The organism is Embleya sp. NPDC020630, from assembly GCF_044334985.1.
Taxonomy (GTDB): Bacteria; Actinomycetota; Actinomycetes; order Streptomycetales; family Streptomycetaceae; genus Embleya.
In genome coordinates, this window is record NZ_JBIRUB010000001.1 from 36,796 (window position 1) to 54,429 (window position 17,634).

Below are 17,634 nucleotides of genomic sequence, written 5' to 3' on the forward strand. Positions count from 1 at the left end.
AGGCTCGCCGGAGGACTCTGCCCCCGCCCTTTGCGTCTCCGGGCGCGTGGATTCGGCTGTAACGCCCTCTGCGGTGATGACCACAAGTGGGGGACAGGGACAGCGACAAGTGATGGCGTTGGTGTGGGGAGCCCCTCTTGGATGGACCGGATGTGGATGTGGAAGCGGTCAGGGGGATTGCCGGTGACCCGGTGGTCCTGGAGGCGTTCTATCGCAGACACATCGACGCGGTGGGGCGGTTCGTGGCGCGACGTGTCGATGATCCGCAGTCGGCTGCCGATTTGACCGTCGAGGTGTTCATCGCCGCGATGGGGTCGGCGGTGGGCTTTCGGGGTGGACCCGGCGGCGAAGTGGCCTGGCTGTACGGGGTCGCCCGCAACGTCGTCGCGAGCGATCGGCGGCGGTCGGCGCGGGAGGCGGATGCGTCGCGGCGGTTGGCGGGGCGGCGGGTGTTGGACGAGGACGACATCCAGCGCCTGGAGGAACGGCTCGACGCGGCGGCGGCCGTGCGCCGCACGTATCGGGCGATCGAGCGGTTGCCCGAGGACGACCGCGCCGTGCTCGAACTGGTCAGCGTGGACGGGATGTCCGTGACCGAGGCCGCGGCGGCGCTCGGCATTCGGCCGGTCGCGGCGCGGGTGCGCCTGCACCGGGCTCGGCGGCGGCTCGCGAAGGAGTTGGGGCCGCCGGTGGCCGGGTCGGCCCGAAGCACCCGGATGGCAGGACATTTGGAAGCGGAGGCGAAGGCGTGATCGGGTTCGAGGAACGTGCTCTGGAGGAGCTGAAGTTGCTCGCCGCGCGTGGCGGTGTGCCGGCGGTCGAGGCGGCCCCTGCCGGGCGGCGGGCAACCTCGCGGGGGCGGCGGATCGGGTACGGGTTGGCCGCCTCGGCGGTGCTCGCAGCGGCCATCGGGATCGGTGCGCCGATGGTCGGTGGGGGTTCGGCCGAGGCGCGGCCGTTCGAGGTGGTGCGGCGACCGGACGGCGGAGTCCTGTTCAAGGTGGACGAGTTCCGCAATCCGAAGGGGCTGGAACAGCGGCTGCGCGACCTTGGGGTGCAGGCGGTGGTCGACTATGTGCCGTACGGAAAGACTTGTGCCCCGGGGCGCTTCGCCCCGTATCCGATCTCCAGTGAGGATCTGGAAGCCATCTATCACTGGCTGCCCACCCCCGATCGACGGTTGAACGACGAGGAGATCGCCTTCTACCGCCGGATGTGGACCGAGATTCGTCCGGAACGTATGCCGCAGGGCGCCACGTTGGTGATCACCGCGACGCTCACCAAGACCCTGGCGAAGGACCTTCCCGACCCGGGCCACCGCGACGGGCGGCGGGTGTACACCTCGGACAGCTCCGGCAGCACCAACAGCTACCGGCTCGCCGACGGGCCGGTCGGGGCGTGTGTCCTGGTCGACGACCCGAGGAGCCAGGGGCCGACGTTCGACGACGGGCCGCGCGCTTCGGCGGCGCCGTAGGCAGCGCCATAGTCGGCGGTCGGGACGGGTGCAGGTGGGCCGCCCTACCCCCGCCCGCCCCGGCCCGTCGTTGCGAAGCCGCCTTCGTACGCCGCGATCACCGCCTGGGTGCGGTCGCGGACGCCTAGCTTGGTGAGGATGCGGGCCACGTGGGTCTTGACCGTTTCCGGGCCCACTCCGGTGCGTTCGGCGATCTCGGTGTTGGCCAGGCCGGCGGTGATCAGGCGTAGGACCTCCTGCTCGCGCGGGGTGAGCCGGGCGATGCGGGTGCGCAACTCCGCGTTGTGGGCGCGCTCCCGGGTGCGGGCGAGGGCCAAGTCGCGGATGGCGGCCGGGAAGAGCAGGGAGTCGCCTCGGGCCACGGTACGGATCGCGTGCACCATGTCGTCGGCGCGGGCCCGCTTCAGCAGGAAGCCGTGGGCGCCGGCGCGGAGCGCGTCGTAGACGTATTCGTCGTTCTCGAACGTCGTGACCACCAGCACCTTCGGCGGGTTCGGCGACTCGCGCAGGACGCGTGCGGTGGCCTCGATGCCGTTCAGGTCGGGCATCCGGACGTCCATCAGCACCACGTCGGGCCGCAGTTCGCGGACCCGCTCCACCGCCTCCGCGCCGGTCGCCGCCTCGCCGACCACGGTCAGGTCGGGTTCGGCGTCGACGATCGCGTACAGGCCCGCGCGGACCAGGCTCTCGTCGTCGGTGATCACTACACGGATCGGGTGGGTGCTCACGGGCGGCCTTCCAATGGTATTCGGGCGCTGAGGTGCCAACGGCCGTCGCGGGGACCGGCGGTGAAGGTGCCGCGCAGTACGGCGACGCGCTCGGCGGTGCCGCGCAGGCCGCGTCCGCCGCCGCTTCGGGTGGGTCGGGCGCCGGTGGTGGGGTTGCTCAGGTCGATCGCCAACTCGCCCTGCGCGACCCGGAGATGCAGACTGACCGGGACTTCTCCCGCGTGCCGCAGGACGTTGCCGAAGCCCTCCTGGACGATCCGGTACGCCTCGCGCGAGACCAGGCGGGGCAGCGTCGCGACGCCGTCGGCCGGGTCGAGGTGGAGGTCGACGTCGGCGCCGGCCGCGCGGGTACGGGCGACCAGTTCGGCGAGGTTGGCCAACGAGGGCACGGGAGTGGCGGGTTCGGGGGTCTCCTCGCGCAGGAGGCCGAGGACGTGGTCGAGTTCGGCGACGGCGTCGCGGGCGGTGTCCTCGATCGCGGTCAACGCGCGGGCGACGAAGGCCGGATCGCGGTCCAGCAGGCGGCCGGCGGCGGCTGCCTGGATGCCGACCGCGCTGAGCGCGTGGCCGACCGAGTCGTGCAGGTCGCGGGCGATACGGGCCCGTTCGGCGAGGCGTTCGGCGCGCTGCTCGGCGAGGGCGAGGCGGTCGGCGGGGGTGGAGCCGAGCAGGATCGGGGCGATCCGGGCGAGCCAGGCGCCGGCGGCGGCGGATACCGGCAGCGGGAGCAGGATCAGGGCGACGCCGAGCGGGGCCCACGCGAGGGGGAGCGGGGTCGCCGGTTCGGCCCAGCCGAAGACGTCGGCCAAGTTCGCGAAGAGCGGCAGGAGGAGCAGGACCAGCCCGCCGGGGGGCGCGGCCAGCGACACGCCGGCCACCACGCCGCCCGCGAGCGCGTGCAGGGTGAACCACGCGGCGGCCCGTCGGCGGGCGGCGGCGCTCGTCGCGGGCAGGCTCAGCACCTCGCCGGTCGGCGCGCACAACACCCGCGCGGCGCTGCCTTCGAGCGTGCGTACCAGCGGGACCAGGCCGGCCAGCGCGACGAACGGCAACGCCAGGGCCAAGGCCAGGAGTTGCGAGGTGAGTGGCTCCGCCGGGGTGTCGCGCAGCAGTCCGGTCGCGGTGAGCACGGTGAGCGCGGCGAGGTGGAACGGGGTCAACAGCGCGCCGCCCAGGACCAGGTGTACCCAGCGCAGCCGGGCCCGCCGACCGAGCAGCCGGCGGGTGAGGCGGCGGACCATCAGGTCGCCGGCGGAGCGAAGTCGGGGGCGGTCGCGGTCGCGGTCGCGGTGGCAGGCTCGGGGGCGGTCGGCTCGGGGAGCGTGATGCGGCCGGCGTACTCGCTCAGGAAGAACCAGCCGATGGTCAGGACCAGGACACCGGTGATCATTTCGGCAGTGTAGACAAGGTGCAGAAGCGCGGATGTGCGCTCGGCGATTCGGCTGCCGGGCGCCGCGCCGGCGCTGATCAGGCCCATCCAGCCGCCCCACCCGAATGCGCTGCCCGCGCCGAACCAGACCATCGCCAGCGGTCCGCGCACCCGGGCCCCGCCGATCCGATACACCAGCAGGAGCAGGCCCACCGCGCCCACGAGGGCGAGGCCGCCCTGGACGCCGTCCATCCATCGGCCCGACGCGTCGCGGTCCGCGATCCAGGTTTCGCTCATCCCCACGTCGGCGCCCAGCCCCCAGGCCAGTCGCGCGACGCCGACGAAGCCGAGCAGCGCGGCGGCGGCCGTACCGAGGAAGCGCTGCGCGTCGCGCGTGCCGGCCGGGTCCGGGAGCGCGCGGACGCGGGTGCGCAGGAGGGCGCCCCACCGCTCGTGGGCGTACAGGGTGAAGGCGGCGAGCAGTACCGCGCCCTCGACGATGAAGCCGCCGTAGACCACGCCGTACACCCATGGGCGGAGGAAGTCGTCGCCCGCGAACGGGTTGCCGGTGAGCCCGACCGCCGCACTCAGCAGGTCGGCCGGCACGACCAGCATGATCACCACGAGCAGGCCCGACGCGACCCACAGCGGCAGCAGGATCAGCCAGGCCCGAACGCGGACCTCGCGGGGTCGGGCCAGGGTGTAGGCGATCGACGCGGCGATGGCATCGAGGAGAAAGGTGAACGCGTTGGCCGCCACCCACCGGCCTCGGTCGAGGTCGTCGGGATGGACGACGCCCACGTCGATGCCCAGCACCCAGAGCAGCTTGAGGGTCAGGTAGGGGGAGCAGGCGGCGACCGCGAACCAGGCGAGTCGTTTGCGGAGGTTGTGCGGGGGTGGGGCCGGTATGGGCTGTGCGCTCCCAGGAGCGGGTGCGGCCGGTGCGCGTGTCGCGGGCTGCCTGGGCGACCCGGGAGTCGGCGAGGCGGATCGTGGAGCGGTCGGGTCGGTGAGCGCCGGGGTTTCCATGACCGCAACCCTCGCGGCGGCGGCCCGTGTGGCGCGTCGGCGCGAATGTGGAAGCCGGTCCCCCGGATGGGGGACGGGGCGGTCGTCCGGACGCCAACGGGGCGGTAGCCCGGAGGTGCCTGCGCGACGCGCTCGCGGCTCGCGGCGAGCTGGCCCGGCGCGGGCGCGTCTCGGGCTCGGGCGCGGCCCACCCGGCGCGGCCCTCGGCGCGGCCCCCCGGCGCCGCCCCCCGGCGTCGCCCACTCGGCGCGGGGCCTCGGCGTCGCCCCCTCGGCGCGGCCCTCCGGCGCCGCCCGCCTGCCGCCTCACCCCCGGGCCGAGGAGGCGCTTGCGGCTTTGGCCCGGTTCGCCCTCCCCGCCGCCGATCCGGGCCTCCCGGAGCGGCCGACGCCTTCTGTAACAGCCCCGCTCCGATTTCACGGCCCCGGGCCCGCGCCGGACGGTGTCGGACAGCGCCGGATCGTGCCGGGCCGCGAGCCTCCCCCTTCGACCAGGCACCCCCGCACCACCCCGGGGCCGCTGCGAATTCGGCCACCCGTCGGCGCGTCAGCGCCCACGAGGTCATCGTCGACCGGGGATCGACGAGCGCAGCGAGGAGAGCGGCCGGAGGCCGCCGCCCCGGCCCGCAGGGCCGTTTCCACAGCGGCCGGAGGCCGCCTTCAAATACAGCCCATGGCAGGATTGCGCCGGTGAGGATCCCCACGCTTCGTCGTCGACGGCACACCGAGGACACCGGCTCGTTCGCCCGGGTCGATCGGCGTACCAAGGACCTCACCAAGCGGCTCCGCCCCGGCGACATCGCGATCATCAACCACGGCGACCTCGACCGGGTCGCCGCCGAGGCGCTGGTCAAGTGCCGCCCGGCCGCCGTGGTCAACGCCGCCGCCAGCATCAGCGGGCGCTACCCCAACATCGGGCCGCAACTGCTCGTGGAGGCCGGCGTACCGCTTCTGGACGAGGTCGGCGGCAGTGTGCTCGACCGGATCCGCGAGGGCGAGCTGGTCCGGGTGGAGGACAACGTCCTCTATCGCGGCGACGACCCGATCGCCGTCGGCACGCTGCTCGACGCGGATTCCGTGGCCGCCGCGATGGAGAAGGCCCGGGCCGGGCTGTCCGAGCAGATCGAGGCGTTCGCCGAGAACACCCTCAAGTACATCCGCGAGGAGCGCGAACTCCTTCTCGACGGCGTCGGCGTCCCCGAGATCCGCACCCGGGTCGACGGCCGCCAGGTGCTCATCGTGGTGCGCGGCTACCACTACCGCGAGGACATCGCCGCGCTGCGCCCCTACATCCGCGAGTACCGCCCGGTGATGATCGGCGTCGACGGCGGCGCCGACGCGCTGCTCCAGGCCGGCTACAAGCCGGACATGATCGTCGGCGACATGGACTCGGTCTCCGACCAGGCGCTGCGCTGCGGCGCGGAGATCATCGTGCACGCGTACCGGGACGGCCGCGCCCCCGGGATGGAACGCCTCGACGAACTGGGCGTGGAGGGCATCGCCTTCCCCGCCACCGGGACCAGCGAGGACATCGCGATGTTGCTCGCCGACGACGGCGGCGCCAGCCTGATCGTCGCGGTCGGTACGCACCTCACGCTCGTCGAGTTCCTGGACAAGGGCCGGGCCGGCATGGCGAGCACCTTCCTCACCCGGTTGCGGGTCGGCGGCAAGCTCGTGGACGCCAAGGGCGTCAGCCGTCTGTACCGCAGCCGCATCTCCACGACTTCGCTGCTCATGTTGTGCCTCGCCGCGCTGATCACGATCGCGGTGACCGTGCGGGTGACCCCGCTCGGGCGCGCGTACTTCCACGTGTTCGGGGCACAGTGGGACGCCTTCGTCTACTGGCTCCAGGGACTGTTCAGTTGATCGACTTCAGATACCACGTCGTCTCCATCATCGCGGTCTTCCTGGCCCTGTCGGTCGGGCTCGTCCTCGGCGCGTCCTTCCTCAAGGAGGCCGCCGTCTCCGGGCTCGACCAGTCGGTTCAGGACCTCGCCCGGAACAACGAAGGGCTGCGTCGCGAAGTCGACCGGGCGAACGCCGGTCAGCGCTACCTCAACGGCATCATGGGCACCGTCGGCCCCGAGCTGACCAAGGGCCGGCTCGCCGGGCACAAGGCGGTCGTGGTCGCGCTGCCGGGCGCGGACACCAAGCTGGCGGACAGCACGGTCAAGCTGCTCGATGGGGCGTCCGCGACGGTCACCGGCCAGGTGTCGGTGAAGGGGCAGTGGACCGACCCCAAGCGGGAGAACGAACTGGTCACGGCGCTGGGTGCGAACGCGCTCACGTTCCCGACCGGGTCGGCGACAGAGCGGGCCGCGAAGGTGTTGGCGGGGGCGATCACCGAGAAGATGCCGCCGATACAGAGCGGGGGGAGTACGCCGGGCGGCTCGACCACGCCGCCCGCGTCCGGGGCGCCGGCCACGGGGGCGCCGGCCTCCGGGACGCCCGCGACGGGGACGCCCGGGTCGGGCGCGCCCTCCGGGACCGGGACCACCTCGGCGCCGCCCGCCGGCGGGGCGAACGCGGGCCAGCCGCCCGGGACGGGCACCGCCACGCCCGGCACGCACAACGCGCAGGCCGCGACCGAGGCGCTGACTCGGCTCAAGGAAGCCGGCTTCATCGACGTCAAGGACAATCCGGCCGTCGGCGCCGACATGGTCGTGGTGATCGCGCCCTCGGGTGCCACCTCCGGCGACGACCCGGGGCGCACGAACAACGCCTACCTCGCGCTCGCCCGGGCGCTGGACGGCGGCGACAACGGTACGGTCATGGCCGGCACCGCGTCCGCCGCGCAGGAGAACGGCGTGATCTGGGCGCTGCGCCGTAACGATCAAACCGCCAAGGCCGTTTCCACCGTGGACACCGCCGACACGCCCGTGGGTCAGGTCGCGGTCGTGTGGTCCCTGGTGGTCGAGGACAAGCAGGGCACTTCGGGTCAGTACGGGACGACGGGCACCACCGACGGTCCGCTGCCGGAGCTGCCGAAGAAGGAGACGCCGTGACGAAGGCCGCCGTGACGCCGGGCGCTGGTACGGGGGGCGCCGTGTCCCGTCGGGGTCGAGCCGGTCGGCTGGCGACCGGCCTGGCCGCGACCGGCGCGGCCCGGACCGCGTATGCCGCGCTGACCCGCCACGCCCCGGGCGGCGCCGCCCTCTGGGAGCGGCGCAACCACCGGGGCGAGGCGCTGACCCTGCTGGAGGGGCCGGCCGCGGCGATCGGCGCGACCGTGGCCGCCGCGTGCGCTCCGGGCGTGCCGGGGCGATGGCGGGCGGCGGGTGCGCTGGCGGCGGTGGCGGGGGCCGGGTTCGGGACGTACGACGACCTGGCCGGGTCGACCGATCGGCGCGGCTTCAAGGGCCACCTCGGGGCGCTCGCCAAGGGCGAAATGACCAGCGGGGGCGTCAAGATCGTGGGGCTGGGCGCGGCGGGGCTGGCGGCGGGCGTGCTGGTGCAGCGGCATCCGGTGGACCGGGTGCTGGCCGCGGTGGTGGTGGCCGGGACGGCGAATCTGATCAACCTGTTCGACCTGCGTCCGGGACGGGCGGCCAAGGCGGTGCTGATCGCGGGTGCGCCCGGGCTGGTACGGGGCGGCGCGGCGGCGGCTCTGGCGGCGGCGCCGGTGGGCGCGGCGGCGGCGCTGCTGCCCGAGGACCTGGGCGAGCAGGCGATGCTCGGCGACGCGGGCGCGAACGCGCTGGGCGCGGCGCTCGGGGTGGCCCTGGCGGCGGGCGCGTCCCGGACGGGTCTGCTCACGAAGGCGGCTGTGCTGGTCGGCCTGACGGCGGCGAGCGAGCGCGTCAGCTTCACGAAGGTCATCGCGGCCAACCGTGCCCTCAACACGCTCGACATGCTGGGCCGCCGCCCGGCCCCGGCCGCGAGCGCGGGGCCGGGGCTGGGGTTGGCCAAGGACGCCGGCTCGGTCGCGGCGCCGGACGCGCATGCGCAGGCCGGCGCGGGGTCGCCCACGGAAGCCGGCGCGGACACGGGGTCGAGGTCCGACGTGGGCGCCGACACGGGGTCGGGTTCGGCCACGGAGACGGTCTTGGGGTCGGCTGCGGGCGCCGGGTCCGGGTCGGCCACGGGGGCAGGCGCGGACGCGTACGCGGACGCGGGATCGAGGTCGGACGCGGGATCGGCTTCGGCCACAGAGGCGGGCGCCGGGTCCGGGTCGGCCACGGAGGCAGGCGCGGGGTCGGTCACGGAGGCCGGTTCGGGCGCGGCCACAGAGGCCGGTGCGGACGCGCATGCGGACGCAGGGTTGGGTTCGGCCACGCAGGCGTCGGTGCCCGGGTCCGTCGCGGGCACCGGGTCGGCGTCCACCATGGGCGCGGGCGCGGGCGCGGAGGTGGACCCGGACGCGGGGTCGGGGTCGGCCTCGGGTTCGGCTGCGGGTGCAGGGTCGGTGCCGGCCACGGACGCCGGCGCGGGCGCGGAGCCGAGCGCGGACACGGAGGCCGGCGCGGAGCCGGGTTTGGCCGCGGAATCGGGCGCGGGCGCAGGGTCGGGGTCCACCACGGACGCCGGCGCGGCCGGCGACGATCGCGTCGTGCCCGGGCGGTCGAGTGTCGAGGGGTCTGTCGCGTCGGCATGACGATCGGCTGCCCCCACCATCGCCCCCCGACCGGCTCGGTCGGTCGCCGGTGAGCGCCCCTCGCGACGGCGTTCCGGTCGTGGGCGGCTCCGGTGCCACTCGGGCCGTTCGGGGGTTGGCGGGGGCTGCCGTGTTGATGGGGCTGGTCACCGTGTTCGCGCGGTTGGCCGGGTTCGGGCGGCAGTTGGTGTTTTCCGGGACCGTGGGCGACACCGCTCTCGGGACCGCCTACAGCACCGTCAACTCCGTTCCCAACATCGTCTTCGAGATCGTCGCCGGCGGGGCGCTCGCGAGCGTCGTCGTGCCGGTGCTGGCCGGACCCGTGGCCCGGGGCGCCCGCGAGGACGCCGGGCGGATCGCGTCCGCGCTGCTGACCTGGGTCGTGCTGGTCCTGACGCCGATCGTGCTGCTCGGGGCGCTGCTGGCGCGGCCGATCGCCGAGGTGCTGCTGGCCGGCAAGGCCGACGGGCCCGGAGTGGTGGACGTGGCCTCGCGGATGTTGCTCGTGTTCGTCCCCCAGGTGCTGCTGTACGGGGTCGCCGTGGTCGCCGGCGGCATCCTCCAGGCGCATCGACGCTTCCTGGCCGGCACCCTCGCGCCGCTGGTGTCCAGCCTGGTGGTGGCCGGCACCTATCTGCTCTTCGCGAACCGGTACGACGTCGACCTCGACGACCTCGCGCACCTGCCCCGCGGCGCCGAGTTGACGCTGTCCCTGGGGACGACGGCGGGTGTGCTGGCGCTGGCGCTCGTCACCGTCGTGCCGCTGCGCTCGACCGGGCTGCGGCTGCGTCCGACGTTGCGCTTTCCGGACGGGGTGGGCCGCCGGGTACGCACCCTCGCGCTGGCGGGCGTCGCCACGCTGGTCGCCCAGCAGGCCGCGACGATCGCGGTGATCCTGCTCGCCAACGGGCGCGGGACGCACGGGTCGCTCGTGGTGTACCAGACGACCTGGATGGTGTATCTGCTGCCGTACGCGGTCCTGGCCGTGCCGATCGCCACCGCCGCCTTCCCGCGCCTGAGCGCGCACGCGCACGACGGCGACCGGGACGCGTTCGCCGACGCCGTGGCCGCGACCACCCGGACCGTGCTGCTGGTCGGCGCGGCGGGCACCACGCTGCTCCTGGCCGCCGCGGCGCCGGTGGGGCGGTTCTTCGCGCTGTTCATGGCCGGATCCACCGAGGCGGACCAGATGGCGTGGGCGCTGGCCGCGTTCGCCCCGGGGCTGATCGGGTACGCGCTGGTCGCGCACCTGAGCCGGGTGCTGAACGCGTCCGGGCACGGGCGGGCCGCCGCCGGGTGTGTGGTGGTCGGCTGGTGTGTGGTGGTGGTCGCCGACGTGATCCTCGCGTACGTGTTGCCCGCGCGCTGGACGGTGGCAGCGCTCGGGCTCGGCAACTCGATCGGGATGACCGTGGCGGGCGTGCTGCTGGCGTATCCCGTCGCCAGGACGGCCGGGCCCCGGGCGCTGCCGGTTCGGGCGCTGGGCCGGGCGGCGATCGCCTCGGTGGTCGGTGCGGCGGCCGGTGGCCTGGTCGGATTCGGGGTGTCGCGGGCATTGGGCACCGGGGGCATCGTCTTTACGTTGATCATCGCGACGGTTGCCGCCATCGTGGGCACCCTGGTGTTCGCGGGAGTCGTCCTCGCCACCGTCGGCGAGGCCGTGAAGGCGGCGTTGCCCGGGCGGCGGACGGCCGAAACGGAAGGGGAGCAGCGACGTGGACACGACGACTGAGTCGCGGGAGCGTACCGAGCCGGCCCGGCTGCGGGCCGTCCTGGTGCTGGCCACGTCCACCGGCGGGATCGGCGCGCACGTGCGCTCGCTGGCGGCCGGGCTGGTCGGGCGCGGGGTCGCGGTGACGGTCTGCGGGCCGGCCTCGACCGAGGAGCACTTCGACTTCGCGGGCACCGGCGCGCGGTTTCGGGCGGTGGAGATCCCGGCCGCGCCGCGGCCCTCGGACCGGGGCGCGGCGCGCGAGCTGCGGGCGGCGTGCGCGCACGCGCACGTGGTGCACGCGCACGGGCTGCGCGCCGGGTTGGTGGCGGGCAACGCGCTCGGTCGGCATCGGGTGCGGCGGACGCCGTTGGTGTTGACGCTGCACAACGCGGTGTTGGCGGGCGGCGCGAAGGGTGCGCTGACCCGGGTGCTGGAGGGGCGCGCGGTACGGGCCGCCGACGTGGTCCTGGGCGCGTCGGGCGATCTGGTGGACCGGGCGCGGCAGTTGGGGGCGCGGGACGCGCGGCTCGGCCCCGTGTCGGCGCCGCCGTTGCCGCCGGCGTCGCGGGACCGGGGCGCGGTGCGGGACGAATTCGCGGCGGGGGATCGGCCGTTGGTGGTCGCGGTGGGCCGGTTGGCGGCGCAGAAGGCGTATCCGGTGTTGCTGGACGCGGCGCGGGAGTGGGGCGAGGTCCGGCCGGCGCCGTTGGTGGTGGTCGCCGGGGACGGGCCGTTGCGCGAGACGCTTCAGGAACGTATCGACGCCGAGTCGTTGCCGGTTCGGTTGCTGGGGCATCGGTCGGATGTGGCCGACCTGTTGGGCGCGGCGGACGTGGTGGTGCTGCCCAGCCGGTGGGAGGCGCGGGCGCTGGTCGCCCAGGAGGCGCTGCGCAGCGGGGTGCCGCTGGTGGCGACGGCGGTCGGGGGCGTGCCGGAACTCGTCGGCGAGGCGGCGGTGCTGGTTCCGTACGGCGACGCCGAGGCCCTGGCAGCCTCCGTCACCGCGCTGCTCGCCGACCCGGACCGCCGCAGCGAACTCGCGGCCGCGGGCCCGGTCCAGGCCGCCACGTGGCCCGGCGAACGCGAAACCATCGCCCAGGTCCTCAGCATCTACGAGGAACTCGGCCCGGTGTAGCCGGCCCCGGCCGCGCCCCCTCGGCCGATCCCCTGTCGGTCCGCCTTCATCCTTCTGTACCCGAAGCAGGGATCCACCGCTCGAGGGCCGGCATCGGCGTGGCCGGGCACCCGCCCGGGCGCTGGCCCGACCAGCGGCGCGAACCGCAGGAAGTCGCGCAGGTGTTCGTGGCACGGCAGCAGCGCCGCCGCGCCGCCGGCGGGAACGGCAACGCCGACGCGGGCGACGAACCGGTCGGCTCGTCGCCCGCGTCGGCGGGTCGGGCGGGGGTCACGGTGTCCGGAGGTACCACCCGGAACCGGTACGCACACCTGCACAGCGCGCCCACCGGCCCCCAACGTCACACCCGGTCGGGCCGGACACGACCCCGTGCGACCCGGCCCCTATTCCGCCGCCACGACCGCCCCCGCGCGCATCGTCGCGGTCAGCCGCAGCGCCGTGTCGATCAGCGGCACGTGGCTGAACGCCTGCGGGAAGTTGCCCACCTGGCGCTGGAGACGCGGGTCCCACTCCTCGGCGAGCAGGCCCAGGTCGTTGCGCAGCGCCAGCAGGCGTTCGAACAGCTCGCGCGCCTCCTCGACCCGGCCGATCAAGGCCAGGTCGTCGGCGAGCCAGAACGAGCAGGCCAGGAAGGCGCCTTCGTCGCCGGGCAGGCCGTCCAGGCCGACGCTGGTGCCGTTGGTGGGGTAGCGGCGCACGAAGCCGTCCTCGGTCAGCTCGCGCTGGATCGCCTCGATCGTGCCGATCACCCGCTTGTCCTCCGGCGGCAGGAAGCCCACCTGCGGGATCAGCAGCAGCGAGGCGTCCAGCTCGGTGGAGCCGTAGTACTGGGTGAAGGTGTTGCGCTCGGCGTCGTAGCCGTACGCGCACACCTCGCGGTGGATCTCCTCGCGCACACCCTTCAGGTGCTCCAGCATCTTCCCGGTGTCGGAGTCCTCGGGCTGGTCGACCAGCATCTTGATGGTGCGGTCCACCGCGACCCACGCCATCACCTTGGAGTGCACGAAGTGCCGGCGTGGCCCGCGCACCTCCCAGATGCCCTCGTCCGGGTCGCGCCAGTGCTGCTCCATGTAGTCCATCAGCTTGAGCTGGAGCGCGTGCGCGTGGTCGTGGCCCTCCATGCCGGCGACGCGGCCCAGGTGCAGCGCGTCGACGACCTCGCCGTAGACGTCGAGCTGGAACTGCTCGGCGGCGGCGTTGCCGATCCGTACCGGGTGCGAGCCCTCGTAGCCGGGCAGCCAGGTCGCCTCGTACTCGGTGAGCCGGCGCTCGCCGCCCACGCCGTACATGATCTGCAGGTTCTCCGGGTCGCCCGCCACCGCCCGCAGCAGCCACTCGCGCCACGCCTTGGCCTCGTCCACGAAGCCGGTCTTGAGCAGCGCGCCCAGTGTCATCGCCGCATCCCGCAGCCACGTGTAGCGGTAGTCCCAGTTGCGCACGCCGCCCACGTCCTCGGGCAGCGAGGTGGTCGGTGCGGCGACGATGCCGCCGGTGGGGGCGTACGTCAGCGCCTTGAGCGTGATCAGCGAGCGCACCACCGGCTCGCGCCACGGGCCCTGGTAGGTGCAGCGGGTCATCCAGTCGGTCCAGAACGTCTCGGTGTCCGCGAGCGCGGCGAGCGCGTCGGTGCGCAGCGGGCCGTCGACGTGTGAGGGATGCCACGTGAGGGTGAACGTGACCCGGTCGCCCTCCCCGAGGGTGACGTCCGAATAGGTGGTCAGACCGCGTCCGTAGGTCTCGGTGTCGCTGTCGAACCACACCGCGTCGGGCCCGGCGACCGCGACCGTGCGGCCGTCCGCCTCGCGGCGCACCCAGGGCACGACCTTGCCGTAGTGGAAGCGCATGCGCAGCTCCGAGCGCACCGGCACCTGACCGGACACGCCCTCCACGATCCGCACCACCACGGGCGCGCCGACCAGGGCGTCGGCCGGCGGCATGAAATCGATCACCCGAACGGTGCCCCGGGGGGTCTCCCACTCCGATTCGAGGATCAGCGAGTCGCCGCGATACCGGCGGCGTGTCGCGGGGCCGCCGGAGAGCGGCGCGACCCGCCACGAGCCGTGTTCCTCGCTGCCGAGCAGGCCGGCGAACACGGCGGGCGAATCGAAGCGGGGGAGGCAGAGCCAATCCATGGAACCGTCGCGGCCCACGAGAGCGGCGGTCTGCATGTCCCCGATGAGGGCGTAGTCCTCGATGCGGCTGGTCACGGGCAGCGCTTTCCGTTCCTGGTCGTCCTGGTGAGGCCGGTGGTCCCGTCGTGCGCGGCGGGAATCGGCCGGGGGGCTGGGCGCGTACGAGGGGTCGGCTCGTACGGGTTGCTGTGTTCGGTGCCGGTGGGTCGTGTTGCGTTCCGGTACCGGTGGGTCGTGCTGAGGGTGGTACGTACCCTGCGCGCCGGTGGTCGTGTTCTGATCGGCGATCGATCGATTCGTTGCCTCGGTTGCCTTGATCGATTCATTCCAGGGTGCACCACGCACGCGTGATCGACCGCCGCAAGGGTGGTCGGATCGACCGGTACTCCCGAAATGTCGTCCCGTCGGGATCCGGGGGACGTGCACCCGTCGCGCGCGTGGGTTCCGCTGCGCGCGGGTGTCGGCGAACGGAGAGAGGCTCGCGCGCCGCCTGCGTAGCATAGTGCGCCGTCGGCGCTGAAACGTGCCTGCTTTCGCCGACGCGCTCGTTGACTCTGCGTGGAATCCGACTCGGCCGTTCCGTCGGCATGCGTCCGGATTCTCCCGTGCGTCGTCACTCTGGGCAATCGCCGGGTGGTGTCGCAGTTGTTCCGCCCCGTGTGCGGGACCTCGACCCCCGACGCTGTTAGGCTGGTATCCCGTGGACTTGGTGGGACTGTTCCGGGCCCGCGTCGGCCCAGCAGCGTCCCCTTCGATACCCCTCGGATGTCCCCAGGACATCCCCCCCATCGCAACCACGGGAGCCCTTCCTTGGCAGTGCCTCAGACGCCCAGTCGCACCCGGCAGGCGAAGCACCTCTTCGTCACCGGAGGCGTCGCCTCCTCGCTTGGCAAGGGGCTCACCGCGTCGAGCCTCGGAGCGCTCCTCAAGGCGCGCGGCCTGCGGGTCACCATGCAGAAGCTCGACCCCTACCTCAACGTCGACCCCGGCACGATGAACCCGTTCCAACACGGCGAGGTGTTCGTCACCAACGACGGCGCCGAGACCGACCTGGACGTCGGCCACTACGAGCGCTTCCTCGACGTCGACCTGCACGGTTCGGCCAATGTGACGACCGGTCAGGTCTACTCGACGGTGATCGCCAAGGAGCGTCGCGGCGAATACCTGGGCGACACCGTCCAGGTCATCCCGCACATCACGAACGAGATCAAGTCGCGGATCCGGGCGATGGCCGCCGCCGACGTCGACATCGTGATCACCGAAGTCGGCGGGACCGTCGGCGACATCGAGTCGCTGCCCTTCCTGGAGTCGATCCGCCAGGTCCGGCACGAGGTCGGCCGGGACAACGTCTTCTTCCTGCACGTCTCGCTGCTCCCGTACATCGGCCCTTCGGGCGAACTGAAGACCAAGCCGACCCAGCACTCGGTCGCCGCGCTGCGCAGCATCGGCATCCAGCCCGACGCGATCGTGCTGCGCGCCGACCGCGCGGTGCCGCAGGACATCAAGCGCAAGATCTCGCTGATGTGCGACGTGGACGAGGAGGCCGTGGTCGCGGCCATCGACGCCCCGTCCATCTACGACATCCCCAAGGTGCTGCACTCGGAGGGCCTGGACGCGTACGTGGTGCGCCGGCTCGGGCTGAACTTCCGGGACGTGGACTGGACCGAGTGGGACGACCTGCTGCGCCGGGTGCACCAGCCCGAGCGCGAGGTCACCGTCGCGCTGGTCGGCAAGTACATCGACCTGCCCGACGCCTACCTCTCGGTTACCGAGGCGATCCGCGCGGGCGGCTTCGCGAACAATGTGCGCACCCGGATCAAGTGGGTGACCTCGGACAACACCGCCACGCCCGAGGGCGCCGCGCGCGAGCTCGGCGACTGCGACGCGGTGCTGATCCCCGGCGGCTTCGGCGACCGGGGCGTCGAGGGCAAGGTGCAGGCGATCGCGTACGCCCGCGAGCACCGGATCCCGACCCTGGGCATCTGTCTGGGCCTGCAGTGCATGGTGATCGAGGCCGCGCGCAACCTGGCCGGGCTCGACGGGGCCAACTCGCTGGAGTTCGACTCCGAGGCCGCGCACCCGGTGGTAGCCACCATGGCCGACCAGCTCGACATCGTGGCGGGCCAGGGCGACCTGGGCGGCACGATGCGGCTCGGGCTGTACACCGCGGACCTGGCCGAGGGTTCGATCGCGCGCGAGGTGTACGGCGCGCCCCGCTCCGAGGAGCGCCACCGGCACCGCTACGAGGTCAACAACGCCTACCGGACCCGGCTGGAGGAGACCGGCCTGGTCTTCTCCGGGCTCTCCCCCGACGGCCGACTGGTGGAGTACGTCGAACTGCCGCGCGAGCGGCACCCGTACTTCATCGCGACCCAGGCCCACCCGGAGCTGAAGTCGCGCCCGACGCGCCCCCACCCGCTGTTCGCGGGCCTGGTCGCGGCGGCGGTCCGTCGGATCAAGGGCGAGGACCGGGTCGTGGAGACGACCTCCTGACCGATCGCCCGCCGTAGCATCGCTCGACGCGCCCGACCGCTCGACCCGCCCGAGCGCTCGACGACCCGGGAAGCCACCCGCCCGCACACGCGGGCGGGTGGCTTCCCGCGTTTCGCCGGCCGCCCCGATCGACGCTCGGCGGCGTCGGTGCGATCACGGGCCCGCTCGTGGCCGGCGCACGGCCGAAGACCATTAGGCTGGCCGATCGGGGCGGCGGTATTCGGCCGGCGGCCGGGTGAGAGGGAGCGCATCGTGAACGACCCGCGGATTCGGGCGAGGATCGGCGACACCCCCGAGTCGTGGCCGGTTTCGGCGAGTGAGACGCCGTTTCGGGGGCGGGTCTGGTCGATGCGCAGCGACGTGGTCGAGATGCCGGACGGCAGCAGCGCGCGGCGCGACTACCTGGACCACCCCGGCGCGGTGGGCGTGGTGGCGCTGGACGAGCAGGGGCGCATCCTGGTGCTGCGGCAGTACCGGCATCCCGTGCGGCACAAGTTGTGGGAGATCCCGGCCGGGTTGCTGGACGTGGCCGGCGAACATCCGCTGCAGGCGGCCCGGCGGGAGTTGTTCGAGGAGGCGCATCACGAGGCCGCCGTCTGGAACGTGCTGGTGGACACCTACACCACACCCGGCTCCTCGGACGAGGCGATCCGGGTGTTCCTCGCGCGCGGGTTGTCCGAGTCCACCGCCGAGCGGTTCGCGGTGGAGCACGAGGAGGTCGGGATGGAGCTCGCCTGGCTGCCGGTGGACGAGGCGATCGAGCTGATCCTGGCGGGCGAGCTGCACAATCCGACGCTGGTTTCGGGAGCCTTGGCGCTCGCGGCCGCGCGGGCGGGGGACGGGTTGGACGCGCTGCGGCCCGCGGACGCGCCCTGGCCTGCTCGGCCGTTCTGACCGACCGCGCTCGGGTCCCGGGGACCCGGGATATTCGTGCCCGCCCGCTCACCCGTCGCCTCGGGGGCGAAAG

Annotated in this window: 13 protein-coding genes; 9 read left to right on the forward strand and 4 right to left on the reverse strand. The window is 73.6% G+C overall.

All coding sequences use genetic code 11. From position 1 onward, the window contains the following. Positions 1-158 precede the first annotated feature (158 nt). Both ACH4XV_RS00170 and ACH4XV_RS00175 read left to right on the forward strand, forming a co-directional pair. Positions 159-752 carry an RNA polymerase sigma factor gene (locus ACH4XV_RS00170; RefSeq protein WP_395787024.1) on the forward strand — a complete coding sequence of 198 codons (594 nt, stop codon included), beginning with the start codon at positions 159-161 and terminating at the stop codon, positions 750-752. Continuing rightward, positions 749-1,474, forward strand: a complete 726-nt coding sequence (locus tag ACH4XV_RS00175) for a hypothetical protein (RefSeq protein ID WP_395785592.1) — start codon at positions 749-751, stop codon at positions 1,472-1,474. Before ACH4XV_RS00170 ends, ACH4XV_RS00175 begins: the two co-directional genes overlap by 4 nt. Positions 1,475-1,518: 44 nt before the next feature. Here ACH4XV_RS00175 and ACH4XV_RS00180 read toward each other — a convergent pair whose 3' ends face one another. From ACH4XV_RS00180 to ACH4XV_RS00190, 3 genes are read right to left on the reverse strand one after another with little or no spacing between them, the layout of a single operon-like run. Beyond that, positions 1,519-2,202: a response regulator gene (locus ACH4XV_RS00180; protein ID WP_395785594.1), complete on the reverse strand. Its 684-nt coding sequence runs from the start codon at positions 2,200-2,202 to the stop codon at positions 1,519-1,521. Then, a complete protein-coding gene (locus ACH4XV_RS00185; protein ID WP_395785596.1) occupies positions 2,199-3,443 on the reverse strand; it encodes a sensor histidine kinase in 1,245 nt (414 codons plus the stop codon). Before ACH4XV_RS00185 ends, ACH4XV_RS00180 begins: the two co-directional genes overlap by 4 nt. Beyond that, positions 3,443-4,600: a hypothetical protein gene (locus ACH4XV_RS00190; protein ID WP_395785598.1), complete on the reverse strand. Its 1,158-nt coding sequence runs from the start codon at positions 4,598-4,600 to the stop codon at positions 3,443-3,445. The genes ACH4XV_RS00185 and ACH4XV_RS00190 overlap by 1 nt, the downstream gene beginning before the upstream one ends. A 689-nt stretch (positions 4,601-5,289) precedes the next feature. Here ACH4XV_RS00190 and steA point away from each other — a divergent pair. The 5 genes from steA (at position 5,290) to ACH4XV_RS00215 (ending at position 12,042) form a co-directional block, all read left to right on the forward strand. Then, complete coding sequence (gene steA / locus ACH4XV_RS00195; RefSeq protein WP_395785600.1) at positions 5,290-6,465, forward strand: putative cytokinetic ring protein SteA; 1,176 nt, start codon at positions 5,290-5,292, stop codon at positions 6,463-6,465. Continuing rightward, the gene (locus tag ACH4XV_RS00200; protein ID WP_395785602.1) at positions 6,462-7,604 is read left to right on the forward strand and encodes a copper transporter; all 1,143 of its coding nucleotides are present in this window, start codon (positions 6,462-6,464) and stop codon (positions 7,602-7,604) included. Before steA ends, ACH4XV_RS00200 begins: the two co-directional genes overlap by 4 nt. Further along, positions 7,601-9,193: a hypothetical protein gene (locus ACH4XV_RS00205; RefSeq protein ID WP_395785604.1), complete on the forward strand. Its 1,593-nt coding sequence runs from the start codon at positions 7,601-7,603 to the stop codon at positions 9,191-9,193. Before ACH4XV_RS00200 ends, ACH4XV_RS00205 begins: the two co-directional genes overlap by 4 nt. A gap of 136 nt (positions 9,194-9,329) precedes the next feature. Further along, complete coding sequence (gene murJ / locus ACH4XV_RS00210) at positions 9,330-10,925, forward strand: murein biosynthesis integral membrane protein MurJ (protein WP_395787025.1); 1,596 nt, start codon at positions 9,330-9,332, stop codon at positions 10,923-10,925. Next, entirely contained in the window at positions 10,909-12,042 is a 1,134-nt protein-coding gene (locus tag ACH4XV_RS00215) for a glycosyltransferase family 4 protein (protein ID WP_395785606.1), read from the forward strand. The genes murJ and ACH4XV_RS00215 overlap by 17 nt, the downstream gene beginning before the upstream one ends. Positions 12,043-12,425: 383 nt before the next feature. Here the strand turns inward: ACH4XV_RS00215 and ACH4XV_RS00220 are convergent, their stop codons facing one another. Then, positions 12,426-14,249, reverse strand: coding sequence for a glycoside hydrolase family 15 protein (locus ACH4XV_RS00220; RefSeq protein WP_395785608.1), 1,824 nt, complete (start codon positions 14,247-14,249; stop codon positions 12,426-12,428). 741 nt (positions 14,250-14,990) lie between these two features. Here ACH4XV_RS00220 and ACH4XV_RS00225 point away from each other — a divergent pair. After that, positions 14,991-16,667, forward strand: coding sequence for a CTP synthase (locus ACH4XV_RS00225; RefSeq protein WP_395787026.1), 1,677 nt, complete (start codon positions 14,991-14,993; stop codon positions 16,665-16,667). A gap of 252 nt (positions 16,668-16,919) precedes the next feature. After that, positions 16,920-17,561 carry an NUDIX domain-containing protein gene (locus ACH4XV_RS00230; protein WP_395785610.1) on the forward strand — a complete coding sequence of 214 codons (642 nt, stop codon included), beginning with the start codon at positions 16,920-16,922 and terminating at the stop codon, positions 17,559-17,561. Positions 17,562-17,634 lie beyond the last annotated feature (73 nt).

What these genes read in the sequence shown, in the direction of transcription:
- ACH4XV_RS00185 (WP_395785596.1), bottom strand. Translation starts at nt 3,443, where the DNA reads ATGGTCCGCCGCCTCACCCGCCGGCTGCTCGGTCGGCGGGCCCGGCTG.
- ACH4XV_RS00190 (WP_395785598.1), bottom strand. Translation starts at nt 4,600, where the DNA reads ATGGAAACCCCGGCGCTCACCGACCCGACCGCTCCACGATCCGCCTCG.
- murJ (WP_395787025.1), top strand. Translation starts at nt 9,330, where the DNA reads ATGGGGCTGGTCACCGTGTTCGCGCGGTTGGCCGGGTTCGGGCGGCAG.